Here is a 26,596-nt window from a genome sequence, read left to right on the forward strand (position 1 = left end):
GAAAATTAAGCGTGTCCTAACTTTATATGTATGTGCGTAACAATCGGAGGAGGATTGTCATGACGATACAAAGTGGCTCGCCTGCGTCCACGGATGTCCAGGAAACATCCCGCACGATCGACACGTCCGAGTTTCTGACGCGCATCGCCGAGAAATTGCGGACCAAGAGCGGCTCAGATCTGCCGCTGTCCTGCTTCATCGAGCAGGTCAAGCTGCAATTGGCTGGCGGGAAGTCGCCGGAACAGCTGCAGAACGAAGCAGCCGCCGCCAACAGCAACCTGCCCGGCCAGCTTTCGGATACCTACAAAGCCTGGGCGATGCCCGACTGACATTGCCTTTACCGGCCGGCATATCTATGCCGGCCGGAACCTTCCCTCCCCCCGCACATTCATAAATCGCGTGAGATCGCGATCGTCTTTGTGTTTTGAACAGAGGAGAAGACCATGCGACTTTTCGAATGCGGCACTCTCGTCCCGGGCTGCGCCTGGCATACACGGGCAGACAGCGACGCCGAGGTGGTCCGCCGCGCCGTCGAGCACCTGAAAAACGCTCACGGCGAAACCACGATCCGCGAGAACATGGTGGACAATATCAAGGTTCGCATTCGTGATGAGGTGAATGCAGCCTGATTATTGCACCTGTTCCAGTAGCCGGGCGAGCAGCGCCGCCCGGTCGGAAACGAAGTTTTCCTCCACCCACTGGTTTTCCAGGCCGGCAAGCAACTCGCCGACGCGCGGGCCGGACGCGATGCCGACCGACATCACGTCGCCGCCGTTCAGCGGAAATTGCGGCTTCTTCCAGTTCGCGGCCTGATCCAAGAGCTTGATGAGCCGCGCCGACCGCGCCATTTCATCGAAATCCCCTTCAGCCTTGCCGCGCGCAACGCCGAGCGCCAGCTTGAGCCGCGTCATGATGCCGTCGGCTCCGTTGCGGTAAAGCAGCCGTTCGAAGGCGGCCGACGACATGCCGTCATTGGCGGGCGCGGCCATTGCCCAGGCCTTGAGGGTAGCAGCTTCCGCATTCGAGAGCTTAAGCCGGACTGCCAGCGCCTCGAGCCGCGCCGCATCGGGCGGCACGATCGCCGCAAGCCGTAGCAGCGGATCGGGCGTCCAGCCGAGCGCCTTTTCGGTGGCGACCAGCGAAGGGATGGCATCGATCCCCCATAGTTCCGATTCCGGCAGGATTTCCGTCAGCACTGCCACCTGCCGCATCCAGAGCAGCGCTCTGCCTGGATCGGCAGCACCGAGCAGCTTCCGCAGTTCCGACCAGACGCGTTCTGCCGAAAGCGTCTTCAGTTTCGACCGCGCCGCCGCACACGCCTTCAGCCCCTCGGCATCCGGCCGTCCGGAGCCGTAATAGGCAAAGAAGCGGAAGAACCGCAGGATGCGCAGATGATCCTCGGCAATACGCTTTGCCGCATCGCCGATGAAGCGGATGTTGCGCCTCTCGATATCGGCAAGCCCGCCGACCAGATCCACCACCTCGCCCCTAGCATCGGCATAAAGCGCGTTGATCGTCAGATCCCGCCGTTCGGCATCTGCCTTCCAGTCGGTGCTGAAGGCAACCTCGGCATGGCGCCCGTCGGTCTCGACGTCGGTGCGAAGCGTCGTCACCTCGAAGGGCTTGCCGTCGATGACGAGCGTCACCGTTCCGTGCTGCAGGCCCGTCGGCACCGCCTTGATGCCGGCCTCGGCCGCCCGCTCCATCACCGCCTCCGGCCTGAGTGTCGTGGCGATGTCGATATCGCTGACCGGCAGATCCATCAGGCTGTTGCGCACGGCGCCGCCGACGATCCGCGCTTCGCCGTCGTCGGCCCCACCGTCGGCCCCACCGTCGCCGTTGAGAAGTGCCAGGATCCGGCCGAGAGCCGGGTCGCGGAACCATGCTTGGTCGGCAAGACCGGTCATGCATAAAGCCTTTCGTAAAGCGTGCGGACGATGCCGGCTGTGATGCCCCAGATCATTCTGGTTTCATAGGGCACGCGGTAGAAATGCCGGTCGATGCCGTCGATGACACGCCGGTCGCGGGTATGATTGGCCGGGTCCATCAGGAAGGAAAGCGGCACCTCGAACACGTCGTCCACCTCGGTTGGGTTCAACGTCAGCGCGAAGCCAGGCGTGACGACGCCGAGCACCGGCGTGATGCGGAAGCCTGTCGAGGCAAGATAATTCGGCAGCCGCCCGACGGTCTCGACGAAGGAGCCGGGGAGACCGATCTCCTCCTCCGTCTCGCGGATCGCCGCCATTTCCGGTGAGATATCGGCAGGATCGATCGAGCCGCCGGGAAAGGCGATCTGCCCGGAATGCTTGCGCAGCGTCGCCGTGCGCTTGGTGAAGATCACCTGCGCCTCCTCACCGTCGTCGACGACGGGCACGAGCACGGCGGCGTCGCGCAGCTTGAAGGTCTCGACCTCGGCCACGATATCGGGATTGAGGATGTGGTCCCCGTGATCACGCCAGGCATGATCGACCGGCCCGCCATTCTGGTTGAGCGCGCGGCGGCGGAATTCGGCCGCTGAGAACAGCGGATAACGGTGGGTGATCGCATCATTCATCGGCAAAGAGCATCCAGTTCGTCGGCCGGCATGACCGGGAAGACCTCGCCGCCGGAGCGGATCGCAAACATCGCCCGCCCCTCCGCGTCGAAAATCTCGCCCAGCGCGACCAGTTCATACATCACCGCACGCGACACCAGCGCCTCCAGCCGCCCGCGCACATGCAGATAGGGTTTTAGTTCGGCATTCTCGCCCGCAATGGCAAAGCGCAGCCGATGCTCTCCTCCCGCCTCCACGACATCGCCGACATTGGTGCGGAAGGTCAGCACCTGTCGGCCTTGCTCCTCCGTCACGCTCATCTCAACGGCGATGAACGGAGCGTCGACGACCCTTATCCCGACCTTTTCCACAGGAGTTACGAGATAGGTCTTCTGGTCGTCATCCTTCCTCAAAACCGTCGAAAACAGCCGCACCAGCGCTGGCCGGCCGATCGGCGTGCCCATGTAGAACCAGGTGCCATCGGCCCTGATCTCCATATCGATGTCACCGCAGAAAGGCGGATTCCACCGCTCGACTGGCGGTAACCCACGTTTTTTTCCGCCGCTTTCATCAGACGCGCGCGAAATTAGCGCAGCAAGTCCCGCCGCATCCGCCTGTCCGCTGATTTCCTCGGCTGCCATTCTTCCGTCCCGGTTTGTCCTTAACGAAGTGATGTCACGAGATAGTCATTCGCAACGAACTTGTCAGCCCGTCACATCTCCATAACTCTATCGGGTATGAGGCACATGTATAAGTCCGCCGATTCGCTGCCGAATGATTTCAGCCGTTGGAGATGCCCATGAGTATGATGAAGACCGAAGCCAGCCTCGATGAAAAGGCGATCGTCGCCGCTGCCGAAAAGGCGCTCTCCGATATCGCCGCCATCCGCGGAGAAGTCTCGAAGGTGATCTTCGGTCAAGAAAGCGTCGTCGAGAACACCATTCTCGCCGTGCTGTCCGGCGGTCATGCTCTGCTCGTCGGCGTTCCCGGCCTTGCCAAGACCAGACTGGTAACGACGCTCGGCGAAGTGCTCGGCCTCGCCGCCAATCGCATTCAGTTCACCCCGGACCTGATGCCCTCGGATATTCTCGGATCCGAGGTGATGGACCAGGACGACAGTGGACGCCGCTCTTTCCGCTTCGTCAAGGGCCCTGTTTTCGCTCAGCTGCTGATGGCCGACGAGATCAACCGCGCCTCGCCGCGGACCCAGTCGGCCCTTCTGCAATCGATGCAGGAATATCACATCACCATCGCCGGCCAGCGATATGACCTGCCGGCCCCCTTCCATGTGCTCGCCACCCAGAACCCGCTCGAGCAGGAAGGCACCTATCCCCTGCCCGAAGCCCAGCTCGACCGCTTCCTGCTGCAGGTCGACGTCAACTATCCCGAACTCGCCGCCGAGCGCCAGATCCTGCTCGAGACGACGGGCTTAGGAGAAACCCGGCCGGAAGCCGTCATTAACGCGCAGCGGCTGATCGAAATTCAGGCCCTGGTGCGTCAGATGCCGGTAAGCGACACGGTCGTCGATGCCATCCTGGCGCTGGTGCGTTCTGCCCGTCCCGGACAGGGCAATGCCTCGACCGACAAGAACGTCGCCTGGGGTCCGGGCCCTCGCGCCGGCCAGGCGATGATGCTCTGCGCCCGCGCCCGGGCGCTCTACGAAGGTCGTCTCGCGCCCTCGCTCGACGATATCTTTGCGCTCGCCGAACCAATTCTCCAGCACCGCATGGCGTTGACTTTCGCTGCCCGCGCCGAAGGCATGTCGGTGCGCGACGTCATCGCCGGACTGGTCAAGCAGGCAAAGGGATAAGGAAGCCGGACGCGTGGCATCTATCGGACAGATCGTCAACCCGACACCCGGCAGCGATGCCCTTTCCCGCGCCAGGCAGCGGGCCGCCCTGGTGCCGGACTGCCTGGTGGAAGCCAAGCGCATCGCCAACACGGTGATCGCCGGTTGGCATGGCCGTCGCAAACGCGGCATCGGCGAGAATTTCTGGCAGTTCCGTCCCTATGCCGAGGGCGAAAGCCTGTCGCGCATCGATTGGCGCCGCTCCGCCCGCGACGACCATACCTATGTGCGCGAGCGCGAATGGGAGGCGGCCCACACCATCTGGCTCTGGTGCGACATGTCGCCCTCGATGATGTACAAGTCGGGCTATGGCAGCGTCTCCAAGGAAAGCCGCGCGCTGGTCGTCATGCTGGCGCTGGCTGAAATCCTTGCCCGCTCCGGCGAGCGCATCGGCTGCCCCGGCATCATGGAACCCGCCTCCGCCCGCAACGCCGCCGAGCGCCTTGCGGCTGCGCTCATGCATACGCCGCTGACCGGCGGCCTGCCGGAAACGGCGATGATCCGCGGCTGGAGTGACCTCGTCCTCATCGGCGATTTCCTCGATGATGCGCCGGCGATCATGGAACGCCTCGGCCCACTTGCCCGCCGCGGCCTGCGCGGCCACGTGGTCGAGATAGCAGATCCCGCCGAGGAGATATTCCCTTATAGCGGCCGCACCGAATTCACCGACCCGGAGAGCGGCGCCAAGCTTATCTCCGGCCGCGCCGAACACATCCGCGATGCCTATCGCAACGCCTACCTCGCCCGCAGGGACAGCCTCGGCCAGTCGCTGCGCCATCTCGGATGGACTTTTGCGACCCACCGCACCGATCATCTGGCGTCGGAGGCGCTGGTTGCGGTGCACATGTATCTGTCCGGCATGCCGGCCAAGGCAACGCATGGAGGGCAGCTATGACCGCCCTTCCCTTCGCTTTCGCCTTTCCCGCCATTCTCGGCGCACTCGTCGCCCTGCCCGTCATCTGGTGGCTGCTGCGGTTGACGCCCCCACGTCCGAAGACCGAGGTCTTCCCGCCGCTGAAGATCCTCGCCTCCGTGTTGAAGCGCGAGGAGACTCCGGCGCAGAGCCCGTGGTGGCTGACGCTGCTGCGCATGCTGCTCGCCGCCACCATCATCCTTGCGATCGCCGATCCGGTTTTCAATCCGCGCACCAGTTCGCTCGCATCCGGTGGCCCGCTCGTCCTCTTCGTCGACAACAGCTGGGCGGCGGCGCCCGACTGGGAGCGCCGCATCCAGACGGCTGACGCGCTGATAGACGACGCCGAATCCGCCGGCACACCCGTATCGATCGCCTTCACCGCCGATCCGACCAACGACGCCGTACCAGGTAGCGCCGCTGCCGCCCGCGACAAGCTGGGCGCTGCCGAGCCGCGACCGCTCGTGCCGGACCGCGAGCGCGCCTTCCAGGCGTTGCGCGCAGCGCTGAACGGCATCAAGCCCGGCACCCTCGCCTTCCTGGCCGACGGCGCCGCCGCCAGGGCCGACGACGCGACGGTGCGCAGGCTCGCCGAACTCCAGCCCGCCGATCTCCGCCTGATCGAAGGCGATGCTGCACGAACGGTCGCGATTACCGCGGCAAACAATGCGGCTGATGCCATGACCGTCAAGGTCACACGGCTCAACAGCTCGCATGCCGCATCCGTGGCGCTGAACGCCGTCGATACCCAGGGCCGCTCGATCGCCAACGGCAGGGTGGATTTCGCCCCAGGCCAGAGTGTCGCGACGAGTTCGATCACTGCACCCTTCGAGATGCGCAACGATTTCGCCCGCGTCAGCGTCGATAACGCCGCGACAGCAGGCGCCGTCCACCTTCTCGACGACGCATTCAGGCGCCGCCGCGTCGTTTTGCTGTCCGGTGGAGGTGGGGATGAATTTCAACCGCTGCTCTCGCCGCTCTATTATATCCAGCGGGCGCTGCAGCCTTACGCGGATCTGATCCAACCGGCCGATTCCGATCTTTCGATCGCCATTCCGAAACTTCTCGCCAGCAACCCCTCCATCATCATCATGGCCGATATCGGCCGGCTGCCCGAGGACACCTACGAACCTCTGACGCGTTGGATTTCGAATGGCGGTATGCTCCTGCGTTTCGCTGGCCCGCGCATGGCCGCAGCCCCTGCGGACGATCCGCTGATCCCCGTCATCCTGCGCCAGGGAGAACGGGCGCTGGGCGGCACATTGTCCTGGAGCGAGCCGCAGTCACTTGCCGAATTTCCGAATTTCGGGCCTTTCGCAGGCATCGCGCGTCCCGCCGATGTCGTCGTTAAGCGGCAGGTCCTTGCCGAACCGACGCCCGATCTTGCCGAACGCACCTGGGCGAGCCTGGCTGACGGCACGCCCCTCGTCACGATGAAGCAGCTCGCCTCCGGACAGATCGTTCTGTTTCACGTCACTGCGGAAGCGACTTGGTCCGATCTGCCGATCTCGGGCACTTTCGTCGACATGCTGCGCCACCTCCTGCAGATATCGCGCTCGGGCGGCGTGACGTCGGAGGCGCGCGGCAATGCGCGTGTCGCTGAAACCCTGCCGCCATTCCGTATGCTGACGGCCAAGGGCACGCTCGTCTCCGAGACGGGTTCGGCGCGGCCGCTCATTCCACAGGCCGGAGCCGAATCGACGGCGAATTTCGACAATCCGCCCGGGCTCTATGGTTCGGAAGATGGTTTCACCTCGCTGAACGTCCTGCCCGAGAACGCCGAACTGACGCCACTCGACACAACGGGAACCAGTGCCGTGCGCGAAGGCCTGATCGGCGGCGAAAGCTGGTCGGCAAAGCCCGCGTTTTTTCTCGCAGCCTTTCTGCTGCTGCTGGCCGATAGCCTGGTCGTCCTGTTCATGAATGGCGCCTTCTCGCGACTACGCCCGGCTACCCGCACAGCGGCGATGATCGCCATTGCGCTCAGTGCCGTCTTTCTCATCCAGCCCGGCACGCTTCATGCCAACGACTCCCAGCCCGGCGACGACCTCATCCTGCAAAGGCTCGACAACACGCACCTCGCCTATGTCGTCACCGGTGAACAGGACGTGGACGATATATCCGAGCGCGGTCTCGAGGGCCTCACCCAGTTCCTGACTTTCCGCACGACGCTGGAGCCGGCGCCGCCCGTGGGCATCGACCTCACCAAAGACGAGCTCGCCTTCTATCCGATCATCTACTGGCCGGTTTCGGCAACGGCGCCGATGCCGTCGACGGCGGCGATCAGCCGTATCGATGCCTATATGCGCAACGGCGGCACCGTGCTTTTCGATACCCGCGATCAGATCAGCGCATTGGACAATGGCGGCAATGTCAGCGCCAACGGCCAGAGGCTGCAGGCAATCCTCGCCAATCTCGACATTCCGCCGCTGGAACCGGTGCCCTCCGATCACGTGCTGACGAAGTCCTTCTATCTTTTGTCGAGCTTTCCCGGTCGTTACGCCGGCAGCCCGCTTTGGATCGAGGCTCGGCAGGGCGGCCGCGAAGCGACCGAAAAATCTGCTGCGACGGCCGACGGCGTTTCGCCGATCCTGATCACCGGCAATGATTTCGCCGGCGCCTGGGCAATCGACGACAGCGGCGTGCCGATGCTGCCGACCGTGCCGTCCGATGAAGCGCAGCGCGAATATGCCTACCGTGCCGGCGTCAACATCATGATGTACATGCTGACCGGCAACTACAAGACCGACCAGGTCCATGTTCCCGACCTTCTCGAACGGTTAGGACAATGAGATGACCTTCGACTTTTCGCCCTTCCTGCCTTGGCCGATTCTAGCCGCACTGGCCGCCGTCAGCGCCATCATCGCTGCCTTCGCGATCTGGCGCGGCATTCGCGGCGCCTGGATCAGAACACTGGCAGCTCTCGCCATGCTGGCCGCCCTTGCCAATCCTGTGCTGCTGCAGGAGGATAGGGATCAACTGTCGACGATCGTCCCGGTTCTCGTTGATCGAAGCCAGAGCCAGCAGACACCCGATCGCGTCAAGATGACCGACGATGCGCTTGCGGCCTTGAAGGGACAGCTCGCCCGCTTCCCCCAGATAGAGCCCCGCTTCGTCGACGTCGAAGGCGACGTCAATTCCGACGTACCGTCGACGCGCCTGTTCGACGCGCTGTCGGCAAACATCGCCGATGTTCCGCCTGCCCGCATTGGCGGCGCTATCATGCTGACCGACGGTGAAGTCCATGATGTTCCGGCCGCCAATCAGGCGCTCGGTTTCGATGCGCCTATCCATGGCCTCGTGACCGGCAAGGCCAACGAATTCGATCGCCGCATCGAAGTCATCAAGGGGCCGCGCTTCGGCATCGTCAACGAGGAGCAGCAGGTCGTTCTGCGCGTCTTCGACGACGGCCCAAGCCCCGGTGGCACGGCCAATGTCACGGTGAAGCTGAATGGTGACGAGATCGCCACCCTGCAGGCGACGCCCGGCCAGGATACGCCCTTTTCCTTCAAGGTGCCCGCCGGCGGCAGCAACGTGCTTGAATTCGCCGTTGCAGCGCTCCCCGGCGAGGTCACCACCGCCAACAACCGCGCCGTTCACGTCATCGACGGCATCCGCCAGAATCTTCGCGTCCTTCTCGTTTCCGGCGAGCCGCATGCCGGCGAGCGCGCCTGGCGTAACCTGCTGAAATCCGATGCCTCCGTCGACCTCGTCCACTTCACCATTCTGCGCCCGCCGGAAAAGCAGGACGGCACGCCGATCAACGAGCTATCGCTGATCGCCTTTCCGACGCGCGAACTCTTCGTCGACAAGATCAAGGATTTCGACCTGATCATCTTCGATCGCTACCAGCACCGCGGCGTGCTGCCGCTGCTCTATTACGATTACATCGCGCAATATGTCGAAAACGGCGGCGCGCTGCTGATCGCAGCCGGTCCCGAGCATGCCGGCCCGGATTCCATTGCACTGACGCCCCTTTCCTCGGTCCTGCCCGCGACGCCCACCGGAGAGATGATCGAGAAGGCCTTCTATCCCCGCCTCTCCGAGGAAGGCCGCAAGCATCCCGTCACCCGCGGCCTGGACGGCTCGGGCGAGGATCCGCCGCATTGGGGTCGCTGGTTCCGTAGCGTCGATGTCGACCGGCCGCAGGGGGAGACGATCATGCTGGGTGCCGACAACCACCCGCTGCTGGTGCTGAACCGCGCCGGACAGGGTCGCGTCGCCATGCTGCTTTCCGATCAGGGCTGGCTTTGGGCACGCGGCTTCGAAGGCGGCGGGCCGAACGTTTCGCTCTATCGCCGTATCGCCCATTGGCTGATGAAGGAGCCGGCGCTCGAGGAAGAAGCGCTGACGGCGCGCGCCTCCGGCCGGACACTTGAAGTCACCCGCCAGACGATCGGCGACAATCCGGGCAACGCCACCGTGCGTTATCCCTCAGGCAAGACTGAAACCCTGCCGCTCACCCAATCCGAACCGGGGCTCTACAAGGCCGAGAAGAGGATGGACGAAATCGGCCTCTTCGAAATCCGCAACGGCAGGCTGTCGACGCTCGTTCATATCGGCGCCGTCGACGCACCTGAATTCAAGGCGATGATCTCGACGACCGATGTGCTGAAGCCGGCCGCCGACAGAAGCAAGGGTCTCGTCACCCGCGTCGCTAACGAAAATGGCAGGATCACCGTCCCGCCGATCCTGCCGGTGCGCGGCCAAGTCCGCCTCGCCGACAACGATCGCATGGTGATCCGCATGACCAGCGAAACGGTCTTGAAGGGCATCAACACGCTGCCGCTCTTTGCCGGTTTCGCCGGCGTCGGCATCCTGCTGCTAGCCTTCGGAACCATGTGGTGGCGCGAAGGGCGATAATCGCATGCCGGAATTCGAGCTGACCGCTTCACCCTCGCCGGAGGAACTGGCTGCGATCACCGATGCGCTCTCGGCCTTCAACACCAGCGATGTCGGCCCCTCCGATCGCCGGCCGCTCACCGTTCTCATCCGTGATACCGACGGCAAGGTGACCGGCGGCCTGTCGGGCTTCACCGCCTGGGGCTGGCTCTTCACCCAGATGCTCTATATTCCCGACACGCTGCGCGGCACCGGTCTCGCCGGCAAGATCCTTGCAAAGGCGGAAGAAGAGGCCAAGGCGCGCGGCTGCCGCGGCGCCTGGATCGACACCTTCAGCCCGCTGGCTCTCAGTGCCTATTTGCGTCAGGGTTATGAAGTCTTCGGCGAGCTCGAGGATTTCCCGGAAGGTCGTAACCGCAGCTTCCTCCGGAAAACCCTCTGATCATCCATGCCAGGCAATTGCGCCCTTCAGCCGTTCGTGTACGCCCTCAGCCATCGGAACGACGAGCACACGGCCGGGATCGACGGGTCCTGGAAAGGAAAGTGCATTATATGTGACCTTCTCGAAGCCGAGCGGGCCGTAATAGGGCGGATCGCCGACGAGGATCACGGCTTCCGAGCCCTTGCGTCTTGCCGCCTCCACCGCGATCCGCACCAGTTCGCGACCGATGCCCTGGTTCTTATGGGAGGGACGGACGGCAAGCGGGCCGAGAAGGTGACCCTTCACCGTGCCGGCCAGCACCGGCGTCATGCGCACCGAGGCGATCGTCTCGCCATTGTCGGTGCAGATGAAGGAGAGCGACAGATCATGCGGCCCCTGCTCACGGATGCGCGCGGCAGCGCGCGTGAAGCGGCCCGGACCGAAAGCTTCCTCATTGATGTGTTCGATGGCGGCGTCATGGGACGCGTCTTCGGTGAGGTAGACGAGATCGTGCTGGTACATGATGACAGAAACCGGATGGACAGATTGATGGGTCTCGAACACGCCTTGGGCGTTCGGGAGCATCAGCGTCGTCGCGGGTTTCTGGAAATGAACATCAGGCAAAGATCCTAAAATCGTGAAGTGGCCGATAGCAGGAAAAATTTCCGCCGTCCAACGCAAAATGCACGCTTCTGCGCTCGGAACTATGCAGTGCCCAAACCGCGTGACACACTGTTCAACCTTTACCGCCTGCAAAGCCCCGCTATCTCAGCTAACTTCGGCCCCGACACGCAACCAAAGGAAATGAAGATCATGGGAATGCTGGTGGACGGCGTCTGGCATGACATCTGGTACGACACGAAGGAAAGCAAGGGCCAATTCAAGCGGCAGCCCTCGCAGTTCCGCAACTGGGTGACATCGGACGGTGAGGCCGGCCCTTCCGGCAGCGGCGGCTTCAAGGCCGAAGCCGGGCGTTACAATCTCTATGTCTCGCTTGCCTGTCCCTGGGCGCACCGCACGCTGATCTTCCGCAAGCTAAAGAAGCTGGAGGAGCTGATTTCAGTCTCCGTCGTCGATCCGCTGATGCTCGAGAACGGCTGGGAATTCAAGATCGGCGACGGCGCCACCGGCGACCAGCTCTTCGGCGCCGACACCCTCTGGCAGATCTACCTCAAGGCCGATCCCCACTATTCCGGCCGCGTCACCGTTCCCGTGCTTTGGGACAAGACGACCGCCACGATCGTCAACAACGAATCGGCCGAGATCATCCGCATGTTCAACAGCGCCTTCGACGGACTGACAGGCTCGAAGGCCGATTTTTATCCGGACGACCTCCGCGCCGAAATCGATGCGCTGAACGCCACTGTCTACGACACCGTCAACAATGGCGTCTACAAGGCGGGCTTTGCCACCACTCAGGAAGCCTATGAGGAAAACGTCGGCAAGCTGTTCGAAACCCTCGACATGCTCGACGACCGCCTTGGCAACAGCCGCTACCTGTTCGGCAACAGGCAGACCGAGGCCGACTGGCGCCTGTTTACGACCCTGGTGCGCTTCGACCCCGTTTATGTCGGCCATTTCAAATGCAACATCCGCCGGATCGCCGATTACCGCAATCTGTCGGGCTACCTGCGCGATCTCTACCAGACGGCCGGCATTGCCGAAACGGTGAACCTGAAGCACATCAAAGAACACTATTACCGCAGCCACAAGACGATCAACCCGACCGGCATCGTTCCCGTCGGCCCGGCGCTTGATCTCGACAGCCCGCATGGCCGCGCTACTGCGCCGCGCGTCTTTTCAGACGCGCAAAGGACGCTCTAACATCTAGAATTGCTGCATACCGCGGCCTGAGGGACTCTTACCAGCGGTGGTCGGGCTCCTGCTCACCTCGAAGCTCGGCGAGGCGGCGATGTGTCGCCTCGGTCGTGCCCTCGGGCAGACTGTCGAGCGAAAAGAAGCCGCTGTCGGAGATCTCCCAGTCCGGTGGGCGTGGCGCCGTCTGCTCGACGCTCGCCCGGTAGAACACGACATGGTCCCGGCGGGTGTTGGTGGTGTTGAAATAGACCTGCACCAGCTGCGGCTTGCCGATGATCCTGAGGTTGCCCTCCTCGCGCAGCTCTTTCGCAAGCGCTTCTTCGACCGTCTCGTTGCGCTCCAGTCCGCCGCCCGGCATATGCCAACCGCCGACATAGCTGTGGCGCACGAGGAAAATCCGACCGTCCGCATCGAAGCACGCAGCCCTGACACCCATCGTCATGCCGCGGGCGAAGGAGAAATAGACATGCAGGAGGCGCAAGGCCAGCCTGATGTGAGGGGGCCGCTTCTCTTTATCCACCATCGCTCCGTTTCAGCTCTTCATCGCGCCGGATGTGTTTGATTTGTCAATAAGCTGGTCTATGTCTCGTAGCATGTTTAAGCTCGCGCATATTTCCGACGTCCACCTCGGGCCGTTGCCCAGTCTTTCCATTCAAGAGCTGTTTTCAAAACGCATAACAGGCTTTGTGAACTGGCATCGAAATCGACGCAAGCAACTTTTCGGCAGCACGCTGGATCTGCTGCTCGACGACATCCGCGCCCATCAGGCAGATCACCTGGCAGTCACCGGCGACCTCGTCAACCTGGCGAGCGGCATTGAGATTCGCGCCGCCGCTGCCTGGCTGCGCGCGCTCGGCGATCCCGCGAACACGTCAGTCGTTCCCGGCAATCATGACGCCTATGTGCCCGGCGCCTACGAGAAGTCGATGCGCGCCTGGTACGATTATGTCCGCGGCGATCTCGCCCCGCCGCAATGGCAGGAGGATCGCCATATCTTCCCTTATCTGCGCATCCGCGACAAAGTCGCGATCGTCGGCTGCTCGACAGCGGTCGCCACCCCTCCCTTTGCCGCCTCCGGCTTTTTCGGCGCGCGACAGGCCCGCGATACAGTCAACGTGCTGCGCGCGGCCGGCGAAGCCGGTCTCTTCCGCGTTGTCATGATCCATCATCCGCCGATCCGCGGCGCCACGGCCTTTTACAAACGAATGATCGGCATCCGCCGCTTCGCCGCCGTGATTTCGACGGGCGGCGCCGAACTCGTGCTGCATGGCCATACGCACCTGAACACGCTGCACTGGCTGCGCGGCCAGGTGCAGCCAGTGCCTGTCGTCGGCATCGCGTCAGCCTCGCAGGGCCCGGGCAGCATCAGGCCGCCTGCCGCCTACAACCTCTTCTCCATCGACGGCTCGCCCGGCGCCTGGGAGCTCAGCGGCGAGCGCTTCAGCCTCAACAGGGCCGGCGACGCGGTGATGTCGGAAAGCGCAGATATTTTCACGCGTTAGCGCCGGTTCCGGACTCCTTTTATCCAGCACTTGAACCGATCTGAGAGGACGTCAGGCCATCGTCGCAACAATCACCATGGCGGCCGCTTAACCTCTTGGTATTTTTAGCGGTAAGCGTACAATCCCGGCGATTGCATCGCCTGAGAACGGAGCACACTTATGACGTCTTCTTTCCGTCACCTGTCCATAATTTCGCTCGCCGCCGGCTTTGCCTTCGGCATCGCCACGGCTGCTTTCGCGGTCGGCGACAACAACGATGACACCAATCCGCCGCCGAAGACCCAGACGACCAAGACCTGCACCGGCGGCAAGGTCTGGGACAAGGCCAAGAAGGAATGCGTCAATCCGAAGAAGAGCAGCTTCAATGACGACGATCTCTATAAGTTCGCCCGCGAGTTTGCCTATGCCGATCAGTATGACAATGCCATCACCGTGCTCAATCTCGCCCGCAATCAGAACGACCCGCGCATCCTGAACTATCTCGGCTACGCCAACCGCAAGGCCGGTCGCATGGAGCTCGGCATGTCCTACTATCGTAGGGCGCTACAGGCGGATGAGAACTACATCCTCGCCCGCTCCTATATGGGCATGGCGATGGTGGAACAGGGAGATATCCAGGGAGCCCGCGTCCAGCTTGTCGAAATCCGCGATCGCGGCGGCGAAGGCACATGGGCCTATCGGGCTCTGCTGCAAAGCTTGAACGGCTACAAGACATATTGACGCAAGGTTTGTGGGCAACAATGCGAAAATCCCTTGAGAAAAGGGGATGAAGACGGCCGGATGCTTGCGAAGTGCAGCAGATTTGTTTCATAAAGCACTGGCATCGTCGGCGTCGATAAGGCCGGCTTCGCGTTCGACGGCGAACCCTTCGTCCGCGAAACCATTGTGAATGCTTCTTGGATAGACAATGCGTCAACCCGCAACGACCATCGATCTCCGGCGTGATCTCGTCGGCCTTCTGCCCCGCCTTCGCCGCTTCGCGATCACGCTCGCGGGTGAGGCTGCCGTGGCCGACGAACTCGTTCAGGCCGTCTGTCAGCGCGCCATCACCAAGGGCAATCAATGGAGCGGTGAAGGCCGGTTGGAAAGCTGGATCTACACGCTTGCCCGCCAGCAATGGACCGACGACAGCCGCAAGCGCAAGCCGAAGGCTTCCGTCCGCGGCAACGTCACCGATATACGCGAGGCCGCGCGCGAACGCTCGGCTGGAGCCGATCCCGACGGCATCCATCACATGATCGCCGATATGCCGGACGGTCTTTCCAGCATGTTCCTGCTCGTCGACGTCGAAGGCCACAGCTACCAACAGGCGGCCGACATCATGGGCACGCCGGTGGCAAATGTCGTCTCCCAACTCGCGACCGCAAGGCTGCATTTTGCCGGGCTTGCCGGCACCCACCCGATCCACAGGTACTGAATTTGCTCGATCTCAGGAAATTGCCGCTCGAAGCCCAGCTCACCGCCCTTCTCGATGGCGAGGTCTCGCCCGAACAGCGGCACGAACTGGAGCAGCGCCTGGCAACCGACGAGAGCACGCGCCGGCTGCACGAGAAGCTGCGCCACGGCGCCGATTTCGGCCGCCACCGCTTCGACGATATCCTGAAGGAGCCCGTGCCGCTCGCCCTCGTCCGCGCGATCAAAAGCACGCAGCCGCCAAAAACGCCGATCGCCCAGCGCGCCACGCGCCCGCATGTGAAACTGGCGCCGAGCGGCCCGCAGGCACTGGCCGCCGCTCTCATCCTCTTCGCCGTCGGTTGCGGTATCGGCTATTTCGTCGGCACCGCCCCGGATGCCGACGAAATAGCCACCACAACCTCCGCCACCGCACCGGCCAATACCAGCGACTGGCTGGGCGACGTCACAGCCTATCAGCGCCTGCTGATCCGCCAGCCTCGTCATCTCGTCGAAGTGCCCGCCTCGCAGGCCGAGGAAATCTCCAGCTGGCTGACGACCGCGATCGGCGTGCCCTTCCGCGTGCCGGATCTCAGCGGCGAAGCCTGGACCTTCCAGGGCGCCCGCGTCATCCTCGGCGACAGCCGCCCTGTCGGCCAGCTCGTCTATTCCAACGCCGACGGCGACGTAATCTCCATCTGCTTCCGCAAGGACGCGCAGCCACCGGAGACCGACGACTTCAAGGAAACGATCAAGGACGAGATCGGCCTCGTGACCTGGCACAATGCCGGCACGTCCTACGTGCTTGCCGGCCCCTCCGCCGAAGCGACGCTCGGCCAGCTCGCAATGAAAATCGCTACCGCGATCTGACGGCGCCCTGATGCATCTCGCCCGGAATTGCGCAGCGGGATAACGACATACAAAAACAAAGAGCTAAAGCGCGTCGCATGAATCAAGTTTGATGCGACGCGCTTTAGCTCCAATTCATTTCAAGCCGCATCGATCGCGGCCTGAGTTCTTAAGATCAGGCCTTGCCGGCCTTCACCTCGAGCACGCGGTTTGCCGCCGAGACGATCGCTTCCAGCGATGCCGCGACGATGTTGGTATTGACGCCGGCTCCGAACAGCTTGCCGCCGGGATAGGAAGTCTCGACATAGGAGATCGCTGCCGCGTTCGAGCCGTGCTGCAGCGAATGTTCGGAATAGTCCTCGACCGACATCTCGATGCCGAGATAATGCGACAGCGCGTTGATGAAGCCGTCGATCGGGCCGTTGCCGCGTCCTTCGATGCGCTTGATCTCGCCATTGTCGGTGATCTCAGCCGCCACGATCCGCTGACCCCTGTGCTCGGTATCGGGATAGGTGTGGTGGTCAACGAATTTGAGGCGCGCGCTCGGCTGCGTCACGTAGCGCTCGATAAAACGGTCGTAGATCCGCTTCGAAGGAAGCTCCTTGCCCTCTACGTCGGTAATACGCTGGATATCCTCGCGGAACTCGACCTGCAGGTTGCGCGGCAGGTTCAGCCCGTAATCCTGCTGCAGAATATAGGCGATGCCGCCCTTGCCGGACTGCGAGTTGATGCGGATGATCGCCTCATAGGAACGGCCGACATCGCGCGGATCAATCGGCAGGTATGGGACTTCCCAGACGGGATGGTTGGCGACCTGCGCCGCCTTCATGCCCTTATTGATCGCATCCTGATGCGAGCCTGAGAAGGCCGTATAGACCAGCTCGCCGACGTAGGGATGACGCTCGGAAATCGCCATCTGGTTCGAATATTCGAACACTTCCTTGATGCGCCCGATGTTCGAGCAGTCGATTTCGGGATCGACGCCTTGCGTGAACATGTTCAGCGCCATCGTCACCATGTCGACATTGCCGGTGCGCTCGCCGTTGCCGAAGAGCGTGCCTTCGACGCGGTCGGCGCCTGCCAGCAAGGCCAGTTCGGCGGCGGCGATCCCTGTGCCGCGGTCGTTATGCGGATGCAGCGAAACGATCAGGTTGTCACGATTGTCGAGGTTGCGGCACATCCATTCGATCTGGTCGGCATAGACGTTCGGCGTCGCCATCTCGACGGTGGACGGCAGGTTGATGATCAGCTTGTTATCTGGCGTCGGCTTGACGACCTCGATGACGGCATTGCAGATTTCCAAAGCCACCTCGAGCTCAGTGCCGGTGAAGCTCTCCGGCGAATATTCGAGACGATAACCACCGCCCGCCTTGGCGGCCATGTCGGTGATCATCTTGGCGGCATCGACGGCGATCTGCTTGATGCCCTGCACATCCTTGGCGAAGACGACGCGGCGCTGCAGCTCGCTGGTCGAGTTATAGAAATGCACGATCGGCCGGTTTGCGCCTTCCAGCGCCTCGAAGGTGCGGGTGATGAGTTCCGGGCGGCACTGCACCAACACCTGCAGGGAGACGTCGGCGGGCACGTTGCTCTCTTCGACACACCAGCGGGCGAAATCGAAGTCGGTCTGCGAGGCCGAGGGGAAACCGATCTCGATTTCCTTGAAGCCCATCTCCAGCAGCAGCTGGAACATCCGCGCCTTGCGATCGTGGCCCATCGGGTCGACCAGTGCCTGGTTGCCGTCGCGCAGGTCGACCGAGCACCAGACCGGCGCCTTGGTGATGGTTTTCGTCGGCCAGGTGCGGTCGGGAATGTTCACCTGCGGATACGCCCGGTATTTCACCGCAGCGTCGGGCATGCCTTTTGCAGCGTCGGACATGCCTTTTGCGGGGGCGGCCTTCAGTGAGGATTGCGTCTTCGCGTCCATCGTATCGTCTCCTCGTCCCGGCATTTGCCCGCTCTTAGCCGATCGTATCAGGCTTGGCGATATACAAATGCGGACCTTTGTCGGTCATTAGTTCAATTTTGAAAGTGAGTCGCGAGGAGCGATGGCCGGGCGGGCCTTCGGCCGCCGGGCGCTCCTCAAAGGACCCGGCAACCGCGCGTAAGGCCGAGGAGAAGAAGCGAGGTCAGGGCGCGCGTATTGTCACGCAGGGCGATGCGGCCGCGTGCAATCGTGTCAGAAATTCTGGCGCCAGTGGTCTTCATGGCCGCGCTTATAACCTCGGGCGGTGGAACTGGCAAGCCCTTGCCAGGCTTTTGGCGGCCGATGGCGCAATGACATTCCGCTATCGCGGCTGGCTTCGATCTTTCCAAACACTCACCAGCCGCGCCAGCGCCAGCATCAGCCCGCCCGCGATCAGGCCCCAGAAAGCGCCGGAAATGCCGCCGAAGGAAACGCCTGAGGCGGTGACCAGGAAGGTGATCGCCGCCGCCTCGCGCGACTCCGGGGCCTGGAAGGCCGACATCGCCGAGGAGGAGAAGGCGCCGACCAGTGCCAGCCCTGCCACCGCCTCGATCAGGACGGGAGGCGCAAGGGCGACGAAGGCAGTCACCGCGCCAGCGAGCAGCCCGAGGATGACATAGCCGACGCCGGCGATCAGTGACGCCCAATAGCGCCTCTTCGGATCGGCGTGGGCATCCTGTCCGGCACACATCGCCGCGGTGATTGCCGCCAGATTAACAGCATGGCCGCCGAACGGCGCCGACAGCAGGGAGAAAAAGCCGGTGACGGCAAAGAGCGGACCGGGTTTCGGATCGTAGTGATTGACCTTCAGGACCGCGATACCCGGAATATTCTGCGAGGCCATGGTGACGATGAACAGCGGCAGCGCGATCGAGACAAGGCCGGCAAGATTGAACACCGGCCAGATGATCTCCGCCGTCGGCACCAGCGACCGTTCGAGCGAACTCAGTGCACCGTCGGGAATATCGACGCCAAAGACCAACACCAGCACGAAGGCAGCGAGCGCTGCCGGTACCGCCCACAGCCGCTTGAAGGCGCCGACGACGATCCAGGCGACGACGATCGGCAGGCCGAGGAGCGGGTTGAAGCCGATCGCCTTCACCGGCGCGAAGCAGAGGCCGATCAGCACGCCTGATAGCATCGCATTGGCGAGCGGCGCAGGAATGGCGGCAACCGCCCGGCCGAGCGGCTTGAAAAGTCCGGCGACGACAATCAACGCAGCACAGATCAGAAATGCGCCGACCGCCGCATTGAAGCCGCCGTCGATTGCCCCGGTGCTTGCCAGCAGCGCGGCGCCGGGCGTCGACCAGGCGATACTGATCGGCAATCGCGTCAAGGCACAGAGCACGATCGCGCAAACGCCCATGGAGATCGACAACGCCATCAGCCCCGAAGCCGCTTGCGCATCCGTCGCACCGACCGCTTCGAGCCCGTGCAGCACGACGGCAAACGAGCTGGCAGAACCGACGAAGGCGGTCAGCAGCCCCATGAACAGGGCCTGGACGGAAAAATCTTTGTGCATGGCGGGACTCTTGGACTGTAAGAACGGCGCATGGAGCATGATGGTTGCCGCAGGCGCAAGTCCGGATTCAGGCCTTTCCGTTCAGTCCTCGCCGATAGGAGTGCTATCTCCACTCAAGCACTGCTGAAAGCAAACCGCCCTCACCTGAGATCTGCAGGCAAGGGCGGGTTCTTAGCAGCTTTGAATGAGAGAACTCAGATATCGGCCTGCGACGTCACGATCCGCGAGACGAGGCCATAATCCTTCGCCTCTTCGGCCGAAAGCCAGTAGTCGCGATCGGTATCCCTGGCGATCTTGTCGAGCGGCTGACCGGTGGCCTCAGCCATGATCCTGTTCAGGCGGTCGTTCATCTTGATGATCTCGCGCGCCTGGATCTCGATATCGGATGCCATGCCGCGCGTGCCGCCGGAGGGCTGATGCAGCAGGAAGCGGGTGTTCGGCAGGCACAGGCGCCGCTCCTTCGGAGTGGCGACATAGATCAGCGCGCCGGCCGAGGCGACCCAGCCGGTGCCGATCATCCAGACCTTCGGCTTGATGAACTTGACCATGTCATGGATGGAATCGCCGGATTCGACGTGGCCGCCGGGCGAATTGACATAGATGCGGATGTCTTCGTCGCTGGCCGCAGCAAGCGCCACGAGCTGCGAGCAGACCTTCTGCGCCAATTCCTGATTGATCGGTCCGTAGATGAAGATCGAACGCGACTTGAAAAGATTCGCCTCCGTTTCCTTGCCGAGCGGCAGTTCCTTCGTCTTGTCGTCCTGGTCTTCGTCGTTCATTCGAACCTCTTGGAGATGAATTCGGCTTCCCCGCACATAGTGCGACTCAATGCCTAAAACAATGTGGGAAAAACACAAGGCACCGAAGCGATGGAGATATCCTTAAGAAGCCGCGCGTCGTTCTGCAAGCCTTACTGAATTGTAACGGGCAAAGGCTTTGAAAAGCCTAAATCGGTTCCTACCTCAACCTCACGCAGCGAAAGCTGCACCGAAAAAATCATCGAGCGTTCTTAATGCGTCCGGTCGGACACGGGAGCGCTCTGGAGCAACAGGAGACAGGACATGTCACCCGAAGAACGCCAATTGCTGACTGCCCTCTTCGATCGTGTGCGCACCGCGGCCGCCCAGCCGCGCGACCGCGACGCCGAGGCCCTGATCGACCAGGCGACGCGCGAGCAGCCCTCGGCCACCTATTATCTTGCCCAGGCCGTCATCGTTCAGGAAAAGGGGCTGGAGGCGGCGGCCAACCATATCAAGGAGCTCGAGGAGCATGTCCGCCAGCTGGAAGCCGGCGCGAACGATCACCGCCAGGCCGAACAGGGCGGCGGCTTCCTGAGCTCGATCTTCGGCAACACCCAGACGCAGCAGCCAGCACCCATTCCGTCCAGCCCTGGCGCTTCTGGTCCCTGGGGCCAGCAATCACGCGCCTATGACGAACCCCGCGGCTACGACCGCGATGCCCGCCAGCCGCAGCAGCAGCCGACTGGCCCCTGGACCCAGCAGGCCTCTGCGCCTTCGGCCGGCGGCGGCTTCCTGCGCGGCGCGCTCGGCACGGCAGCGGGCGTTGCCGGCGGCATGCTGCTTGCCAATTCACTGAGCGGCATCTTCGGCAATCACATGTCCTCGCTCGGCTGGGGCTCGCCCTTCGGCGCAAACCCCTTCGGCAATGCCAGTGCTCCCACCGAGGAAACCGTCATCAACAACTATTACGGCAATGACGACACAAGCCAGGCCTCGGACAACGCTGCCGATGACAACGACAATGCCAATGTGCAGCAGGCCGATTACGACGGCGGCGACGATTCTGCCGACGACTCATCCGGTGGCGACGTCACGGACGTGTGAGGTTTATTAGGCAGAAATGGGCGGCAGTTGGTTTCGCATTGCCGCACTGTTGCCCGGCCCTTCGCTTTAAGCTCAGGGCGTTCGCTGCTGCAATCGATTCACTGAATCGATTGCTCGGGCTTCGCCCGACCGCAGCTCACCCGCGCCCGCGATAGGTGGCGACGCCCTGCTCCGGCAGCCACACCCCTTCCGGCGGCGTGCCCGTCTGCCAGAACACGTCGATTGGAATGCCGCCGCGCGGATACCAGTAGGCGCCGATCCTCAACCACCTGGGATCGAGCAGCTCGACGATGCGCTTGGCAATGTAGATCGAGCAATCCTCATGAAAAGCGCCGTGATTGCGGAAGGAATGCAAGAAGAGCTTCAGCGACTTCGATTCCACCAGCCATTCGCCGGGAATGTAGTCGATGACGATATGGGCGAAATCCGGCTGCCCGGTCATCGGGCAGAGCGAGGTGAATTCCGGCGCGGTGAAGCGCACCACGTAATCGGTGCCGGCATGGTTGGACGGCACTTTTTCAAGCACCGCCGCCTCCGGCGACCGCGCGGTTTCGGTTTGCTGGCCCAGCATCGACAGGCTGGAGGTATCGGTATTCGGCATCATGCCTCCTTGACGACCTTGACGCGGATGCCGTGAGCCTTTTCGCCCTCCGGCTCCACATGAATTGCAATGGTGGCGCCCTCGTGCACCGCCCTGATGGCATCCTCAAGGCGGTCGCAGATATCATGCGCCTGGCGTACCGACATGCCGCCTGGCACCACCATATGAAAATCGATGAAGGTCACGGTACCCGCCCGCCTCGTCTTCAGGTCGTGCACGCCGATCGAACCCGCCGCGTGGGTAGCGATCGCCTGCTTGATCGCCTCCTCCTCCTGCGGCTCGACCGCCTGATCCATCAGCCCGCCGATCGATTGTGAGATCACCTTCCAGCCTTGATAAAGGATGTTGACGGCGACGAGAATGGCAAGCACCGGATCGAAGATCGCATAACCCGTCGCCAGCGCCAGCAGCAGGCCGACGAGCACGCCGACTGAGGTCACCACATCGGACATGATATGCTGCCCGTCTGCGGCAAGTGCGGCCGAGCGATACCTGCGCCCGGTCCGGATCAACAGCCGCGCCCAGACCGCATTGATGACGCCGGCCGCGACATTGATCGCAAGGCCGAGCACAGGTGCGTCGAGCATGCGCGGCTCGGCGAGGTAACCGACCGCCTCGTTGACGATCAACAGTGCGGCGACGACGATCAGCACGCCCTCGGTAACGGCCGACAGATATTCCGCCTTGTGATGGCCGAAGGGATGGTCGTGATCGGCCGGCTTCTGCGCATAGCGAATGACGAAAAAGGCGATGAAGGCGGCAACGACGTTGACCGTCGATTCGAGGCCGTCCGACAGCAGCGCCACCGACCCGGTGACCCACCACGCCACCATCTTTAGGCCCATGACGCCAAGCGACAGCGGTATCCCCCACATCGCCAGCGTCCGAACCGTAAGGTCGCCGTTGTCACTCATATCGTCCCCCTGCGGTTGCGAATGAATTGCAGCTCTCAAGCCGTTGAAACGCAAAACCGCCCACGCGACGATCGCGAAGGCGGTTCAGATTGAGGGTGATATGGGCGATGAAGGAGGGTTTGTCAAAGGGAATGAAACGTCGTTCACAGGCGGTGCCTCCCCGATTGAGAGCTGCGTAACCTCCGATGGCGGGTGCCGGGCGGTTCAAGGGGCCGGGTCGGAAAGGACAGGTTGCGGCCAGCGCAAGAGCGCGGCCTGCCCTGCGGGCGTCAGGGCGTAGATACCCTTCTCTATACGCTCGAACCATCCGTAGACGTTGTCGCGCAGGATCGGGCCGGCATTCGCCGCAAGCGCCCTCATCTCCCGCGGTCGTACCAGACCACGTTCGAGTGCTGAGGCGCAGAGCAGTGCCTGCTGGCGATAAGCGGTCATGATCGGCGCTCGCGAACCACCACCGACCGCAGGATCCCCACGGCGGCGCTTGTGCTCGCTGACGAGGCGCGAGCGCCTTTTTGGGTTGGTCCGCGGCATCGGTGAAATGGAACCGACGATAATGCTGACCTCGCCGCCATCGGAGACGCCGAGCATGCCGATACCGAGCCGCCGGCAGAGGTCGCGGTAACGCCTGTCGGCCTCCCGCCCGCGGCCCTTGGCGGAAACACGCGCCGCGATCCAGACTTCATCGCTCATCGCCGCGCGGTCGACCGCCTGCAGAAGCAGTTCGAGGTTGAAGGAGAGTTTCAGTTCGCAGACCACCACGACCGGCGGCTCGCCATCGCTCAAGCCAACGAGATCGCACTTTCCGACCTCGCCCTTCACGACATAACCGGCCGCCTCCAGGAAGGCTTTGACGGGCAGGTAAAGCGATGTCTCCATGGCAGAAAGATGCTTCAGGCGGCGTTGAGATCGGCAATCTCGCCATATCGCGCGAGCAGCCGCGGCGAGGACATGTCGCCGGTTTCCTCGTCGACAATTACGGCATAGGCCGCCACGCCGACGAAACGCTCAGCCATCGCCGAAGCGATCTTTTCCGCGCTGACGGAGTTGGATGCCTGGCGCATTTCGCCGGGTACGAGGTTGCCGCGGTTCTTGCGGTAAGGGAGAACGATGAATTTTTCACTGGCCACGGCAACGGGTTCCGATTGATCGTTCCTGAAATGTTCTGATTTGCTTGAGAAAGTCAACCGAACTCTTCGGTGGAAGCCCGCCCTTCCCGCAACACGGGAAGGGCGAGGGAATTACGCTCAGGCAGCCTTCGTCTTCACCTTGCGTGCCAGATGCGCCACGACGTTTTCGATCATCCGCATCCCGGCGTCACCGCCGAGCGTCATGATCGATTCCGGATGGAACTGTACCGCGGCGATCGGCTCCTTGGCGTGTTCGATGCCCATGATCGTGCCGTCCTCGCTCTCCGCCGTGATGATGAACTCGCGCGGCAGCGTCGAGGGATCGGCAAAGATCGAGTGGTAGCGGCCGACCGTCACTTCCTTCGAAAGGCCGGAGAAGACGATGCCCGGTTCCAGCACGCGGATGCGCGAGGGCTTGCCGTGCATCGGCAGTGCCAGATGGCGCAGTTCTCCGCCATAGGCTTCGGCGAGCGCCTGCAGCCCCAGGCAGACGCCGAAGATCGGCAGGTTGCGCGCCCGCGCCTTCTTGATCGTCGCCTTGCAGTCGAAATCTTTAGGCGTTCCAGGCCCCGGTGACAGCACGACGAGGTCCGGGTTCAGCCGGTCGAAGATTTCCTCCGGCACCGGCGTGCGCACGGTCGAAACGGTCGCCCCCGTCTGGCGGAAATAATTGGCAAGCGTGTGGACGAAGCTGTCTTCATGGTCGACGAGCAGGATGCTGACTCCCTTGCCGACGCTTGCGACGTCGCGCTGAGTCTTGCCGGAATTGCCGGTCTTGGCGTCGCGGATGGCGGAAAGCATGGCAGAGGCCTTCAGTTCTGTTTCGGCTTCTTCTTCCTCAGGGATGGAATCGTTGAGCAGCGTCGCACCGGCGCGCACCTCGGCGATACCGTCTTTGATGCGCACGGTGCGCAACGTCAGGCCGGTGTTCATGTCGCCGTTGAAGCCGACCATGCCGATCGCACCACCATACCATGCGCGCGGGCTCTTTTCACGGCTCTCGATGAAGCGCATCGCCCAGAGCTTCGGGGCGCCGGTGACGGTGACCGCCCAGGCGTGACTGAGAAAACCGTCGAAGGCGTCCATGTCGTCGCGCAGCCGTCCCTCGATATGATCGACCGTGTGGATGAGGCGCGAATACATCTCGATCTGCCGGCGGCCGATCACCTTGACCGAGCCAGGCTCGCACACACGGCTCTTGTCGTTGCGGTCGACGTCGGAGCACATGGTCAGTTCGGATTCGTCCTTCTTCGAATTCAGAAGCTTCAGGATCTGCTCGCTGTCGGCGATCGGGTCGTCACCGCGCTTGATCGTGCCCGAGATCGGGCAGGTCTCGATCCGGCGGCCCGAAACGCGCACGAACATTTCCGGTGAGGCGCCGACCAGATATTCCTGATGGCCGAGATTGATGAAGAAGGAATAGGGCGACGGATTGATCGCCTTCAGCCGCTTGGAGATGTCGGAAGGCTTGCTTTCGCAGCGCTCCATGAATTTCTGTCCGGGCACGACTTCGAAGAGGTCGCCCTTGCGGAAACTTTCCTTCGCCTTGGTCACGAGCTCGGCATATTCACCGGGCCGATGATCGCTCTTCGGCGGGATGGAATCCGTGTGCTTAAAGGGTTCGGGCGCGATATCGCCGGCTTTGCCCTCGGTCGACACGCCGCCTTTTTCGAAATCATAACGGTCGATCCAGGCTTTGGCGGCGTAATTGTCGACGACGAGAATCTCGTCAGGCAGGTAGAGCACCATGTCGCGCTGGTCGGAGGGCCGCGTCAGCTTCAGATCGATCGCGTCGAACTGGAAGGCGATGTCGTAGCCGAAGGCGCCGTAGAGCCCGAGGCTCGCATCCGCCTGCGAATAGAACAGATCGGTCACGGCGCGCAGCACAGTGAAGACCGTCGGCATCTTCGAGCGCTCTTCCTCGGTGAATACCCGGTCCGGCGTCTTGACCGAGAGGTCGAGACGCCGGGCGGAGGAAGCGCCGAGCACGAGGTCGGACACAGTCTTTAGCCGCTCGATCACGAAGCCGAGAAGCACTTCGCCGCGTTCGTTGTAGGCTTCGATCCAGACCTCCCGCCCGAAGGAAGAAATGCCGAGCGGCGGATCGACGACGGCAGTATCCCAGCGCGTATAACGTCCCGGATATTCGTAGTTCGACGAGAACACCGCGCCGCGGCGCTCGTCGAGTTTGTCGATATAGGAAGAGACCGCATCGCCGTAGGGGATTGCCCGCCGCTGTCGCGTGACTGATATGCCGCCCTTGGTCTCGTAGATTTCCGCACCATCATCCCGCAGGATCGTTACCATTGTTCCACTCCGTTATCGGGGCCCGGACGACAGGCGACCATAAAACAAAAAAAGCCGCCTCGAAGTTTCGGGCGGCTCACTCGTCGTCTTTGGACACGATTGGTCGAGGCCGCCTTAGCGAGCCCACCACCAAACAGCAATGTTCAAGGACTTGATCATGGGAAAATTGTTAGCCTGAGATCGGCCGCCACGCAAG

General features: G+C 62.6%; 26 protein-coding genes. 13 read left to right on the top strand and 13 right to left on the bottom strand.

All coding sequences use genetic code 11. The features are described 5' to 3' along the window. The first annotated feature begins 59 nt into the window (after window positions 1–59). Both J3O30_RS16295 and J3O30_RS16300 read left to right on the top strand, forming a co-directional pair. Window positions 60–329: a hypothetical protein gene (locus J3O30_RS16295; RefSeq protein WP_207581305.1), complete on the top strand. Its 270-nt coding sequence runs from the start codon at window positions 60–62 to the stop codon at window positions 327–329. Between the two features lie 114 nt (window positions 330–443). Next, entirely contained in the window at window positions 444–629 is a 186-nt protein-coding gene (locus tag J3O30_RS16300; RefSeq protein ID WP_207581306.1) for a DUF1059 domain-containing protein, read from the top strand. Here the strand turns inward: J3O30_RS16300 and J3O30_RS16305 are convergent, their stop codons facing one another. The 3 genes from J3O30_RS16305 to J3O30_RS16315 are packed head-to-tail and all read right to left on the bottom strand — an operon-like array spanning window position 630 to window position 3,174. Beyond that, on the bottom strand, window positions 630–1,907 hold the full coding sequence (locus J3O30_RS16305; protein ID WP_207581307.1) for a CCA tRNA nucleotidyltransferase: 1,278 nt from the start codon (window positions 1,905–1,907) through the stop codon (window positions 630–632). After that, window positions 1,904–2,554, bottom strand: a complete 651-nt coding sequence (locus J3O30_RS16310; protein WP_207581308.1) for a CoA pyrophosphatase — start codon at window positions 2,552–2,554, stop codon at window positions 1,904–1,906. The genes J3O30_RS16305 and J3O30_RS16310 overlap by 4 nt, the downstream gene beginning before the upstream one ends. Beyond that, complete coding sequence (locus J3O30_RS16315; RefSeq protein ID WP_207581309.1) at window positions 2,551–3,174, bottom strand: DUF1285 domain-containing protein; 624 nt, start codon at window positions 3,172–3,174, stop codon at window positions 2,551–2,553. The genes J3O30_RS16310 and J3O30_RS16315 overlap by 4 nt, the downstream gene beginning before the upstream one ends. Before the next feature lie 158 nt (window positions 3,175–3,332). Between J3O30_RS16315 and J3O30_RS16320 the strand changes: the two genes are divergently transcribed. From J3O30_RS16320 to J3O30_RS16340, 5 genes are read left to right on the top strand one after another with little or no spacing between them, the layout of a single operon-like run. After that, the gene (locus tag J3O30_RS16320) at window positions 3,333–4,343 is read left to right on the top strand and encodes a MoxR family ATPase (RefSeq protein WP_207581310.1); all 1,011 of its coding nucleotides are present in this window, start codon (window positions 3,333–3,335) and stop codon (window positions 4,341–4,343) included. Window positions 4,344–4,356: 13 nt separating this feature from the next. Continuing rightward, on the top strand, window positions 4,357–5,277 hold the full coding sequence (locus J3O30_RS16325; RefSeq protein ID WP_207581311.1) for a DUF58 domain-containing protein: 921 nt from the start codon (window positions 4,357–4,359) through the stop codon (window positions 5,275–5,277). Beyond that, complete coding sequence (locus J3O30_RS16330) at window positions 5,274–8,087, top strand: DUF4159 domain-containing protein (protein ID WP_207581312.1); 2,814 nt, start codon at window positions 5,274–5,276, stop codon at window positions 8,085–8,087. Before J3O30_RS16325 ends, J3O30_RS16330 begins: the two co-directional genes overlap by 4 nt. 1 nt (window position 8,088) lies before the next feature. Beyond that, window positions 8,089–10,158, top strand: a complete 2,070-nt coding sequence (locus tag J3O30_RS16335; protein ID WP_207581313.1) for a hypothetical protein — start codon at window positions 8,089–8,091, stop codon at window positions 10,156–10,158. A gap of 4 nt (window positions 10,159–10,162) precedes the next feature. Then, window positions 10,163–10,579, top strand: coding sequence for a GNAT family N-acetyltransferase (locus tag J3O30_RS16340; RefSeq protein ID WP_207581314.1), 417 nt, complete (start codon window positions 10,163–10,165; stop codon window positions 10,577–10,579). On the opposite strand, the gene J3O30_RS16345 is transcribed toward J3O30_RS16340, so the two are convergent. Then, on the bottom strand, window positions 10,580–11,143 hold the full coding sequence (locus tag J3O30_RS16345) for an N-acetyltransferase (RefSeq protein ID WP_207581315.1): 564 nt from the start codon (window positions 11,141–11,143) through the stop codon (window positions 10,580–10,582). Between the two features lie 228 nt (window positions 11,144–11,371). Here J3O30_RS16345 and J3O30_RS16350 point away from each other — a divergent pair, with 228 nt between their 5' ends. Further along, complete coding sequence (locus J3O30_RS16350) at window positions 11,372–12,382, top strand: glutathione S-transferase family protein (RefSeq protein WP_207581316.1); 1,011 nt, start codon at window positions 11,372–11,374, stop codon at window positions 12,380–12,382. 37 nt (window positions 12,383–12,419) lie between these two features. Here J3O30_RS16350 and J3O30_RS16355 read toward each other — a convergent pair whose 3' ends face one another. Then, window positions 12,420–12,899 (bottom strand): NUDIX domain-containing protein, encoded by a 480-nt coding sequence (locus J3O30_RS16355; protein WP_207581317.1) that lies wholly within the window; start codon window positions 12,897–12,899, stop codon window positions 12,420–12,422. A gap of 70 nt (window positions 12,900–12,969) precedes the next feature. On the opposite strand from J3O30_RS16355, the gene J3O30_RS16360 reads away from it, so the two are divergent. The 4 genes from J3O30_RS16360 to J3O30_RS16375 all read left to right on the top strand — a co-directional run bounded on the left by J3O30_RS16360 (window position 12,970) and on the right by J3O30_RS16375 (window position 16,140). Beyond that, window positions 12,970–13,878 carry a metallophosphoesterase gene (locus J3O30_RS16360; protein WP_207581318.1) on the top strand — a complete coding sequence of 303 codons (909 nt, stop codon included), beginning with the start codon at window positions 12,970–12,972 and terminating at the stop codon, window positions 13,876–13,878. Window positions 13,879–14,037: 159 nt separating this feature from the next. Further along, entirely contained in the window at window positions 14,038–14,598 is a 561-nt protein-coding gene (locus J3O30_RS16365) for a hypothetical protein (protein ID WP_207581319.1), read from the top strand. 187 nt (window positions 14,599–14,785) lie between these two features. Continuing rightward, window positions 14,786–15,295: an RNA polymerase sigma factor gene (locus tag J3O30_RS16370; RefSeq protein ID WP_207581320.1), complete on the top strand. Its 510-nt coding sequence runs from the start codon at window positions 14,786–14,788 to the stop codon at window positions 15,293–15,295. Window positions 15,296–15,297: 2 nt separating this feature from the next. Continuing rightward, entirely contained in the window at window positions 15,298–16,140 is an 843-nt protein-coding gene (locus tag J3O30_RS16375) for an anti-sigma factor (protein ID WP_207581321.1), read from the top strand. 154 nt (window positions 16,141–16,294) lie between these two features. Here J3O30_RS16375 and leuA read toward each other — a convergent pair whose 3' ends face one another. The 3 genes from leuA to J3O30_RS16390 form a co-directional block, all read right to left on the bottom strand. Next, the gene (gene leuA / locus J3O30_RS16380) at window positions 16,295–18,046 is read right to left on the bottom strand and encodes a 2-isopropylmalate synthase (RefSeq protein WP_207581322.1); all 1,752 of its coding nucleotides are present in this window, start codon (window positions 18,044–18,046) and stop codon (window positions 16,295–16,297) included. A gap of 361 nt (window positions 18,047–18,407) precedes the next feature. Beyond that, window positions 18,408–19,646 carry a benzoate/H(+) symporter BenE family transporter gene (locus tag J3O30_RS16385; RefSeq protein WP_207581323.1) on the bottom strand — a complete coding sequence of 413 codons (1,239 nt, stop codon included), beginning with the start codon at window positions 19,644–19,646 and terminating at the stop codon, window positions 18,408–18,410. 155 nt (window positions 19,647–19,801) lie between these two features. Further along, window positions 19,802–20,386, bottom strand: coding sequence for an ATP-dependent Clp protease proteolytic subunit (locus J3O30_RS16390; protein WP_207581324.1), 585 nt, complete (start codon window positions 20,384–20,386; stop codon window positions 19,802–19,804). A gap of 282 nt (window positions 20,387–20,668) precedes the next feature. Between J3O30_RS16390 and J3O30_RS16395 the strand changes: the two genes are divergently transcribed. Beyond that, window positions 20,669–21,451 (top strand): DUF2076 domain-containing protein, encoded by a 783-nt coding sequence (locus tag J3O30_RS16395; protein ID WP_207581325.1) that lies wholly within the window; start codon window positions 20,669–20,671, stop codon window positions 21,449–21,451. A 136-nt stretch (window positions 21,452–21,587) separates the two neighbouring features. Here the strand turns inward: J3O30_RS16395 and queF are convergent, their stop codons facing one another. The 5 genes from queF to J3O30_RS16420 form a co-directional block, all read right to left on the bottom strand. Beyond that, the gene (queF, locus tag J3O30_RS16400; RefSeq protein WP_207581326.1) at window positions 21,588–22,052 is read right to left on the bottom strand and encodes a preQ(1) synthase; all 465 of its coding nucleotides are present in this window, start codon (window positions 22,050–22,052) and stop codon (window positions 21,588–21,590) included. Further along, on the bottom strand, window positions 22,052–22,966 hold the full coding sequence (gene emfA / locus J3O30_RS16405; RefSeq protein ID WP_207581327.1) for a cation diffusion facilitator family transporter: 915 nt from the start codon (window positions 22,964–22,966) through the stop codon (window positions 22,052–22,054). Before emfA ends, queF begins: the two co-directional genes overlap by 1 nt. 204 nt (window positions 22,967–23,170) lie before the next feature. After that, window positions 23,171–23,842: a DUF2161 family putative PD-(D/E)XK-type phosphodiesterase gene (locus J3O30_RS16410; RefSeq protein ID WP_207581328.1), complete on the bottom strand. Its 672-nt coding sequence runs from the start codon at window positions 23,840–23,842 to the stop codon at window positions 23,171–23,173. Window positions 23,843–23,856: 14 nt separating this feature from the next. Beyond that, window positions 23,857–24,093, bottom strand: a complete 237-nt coding sequence (locus J3O30_RS16415) for a hypothetical protein (RefSeq protein ID WP_037078786.1) — start codon at window positions 24,091–24,093, stop codon at window positions 23,857–23,859. Between the two features lie 117 nt (window positions 24,094–24,210). After that, entirely contained in the window at window positions 24,211–26,400 is a 2,190-nt protein-coding gene (locus tag J3O30_RS16420; protein ID WP_207581329.1) for an anthranilate synthase, read from the bottom strand. Window positions 26,401–26,596: the final 196 nt, after the last annotated feature.

The sequence above is a fragment of the Rhizobium sp. NZLR1 genome (assembly GCF_017357385.1).
GTDB lineage: Bacteria > Pseudomonadota > Alphaproteobacteria > Rhizobiales > Rhizobiaceae > Rhizobium.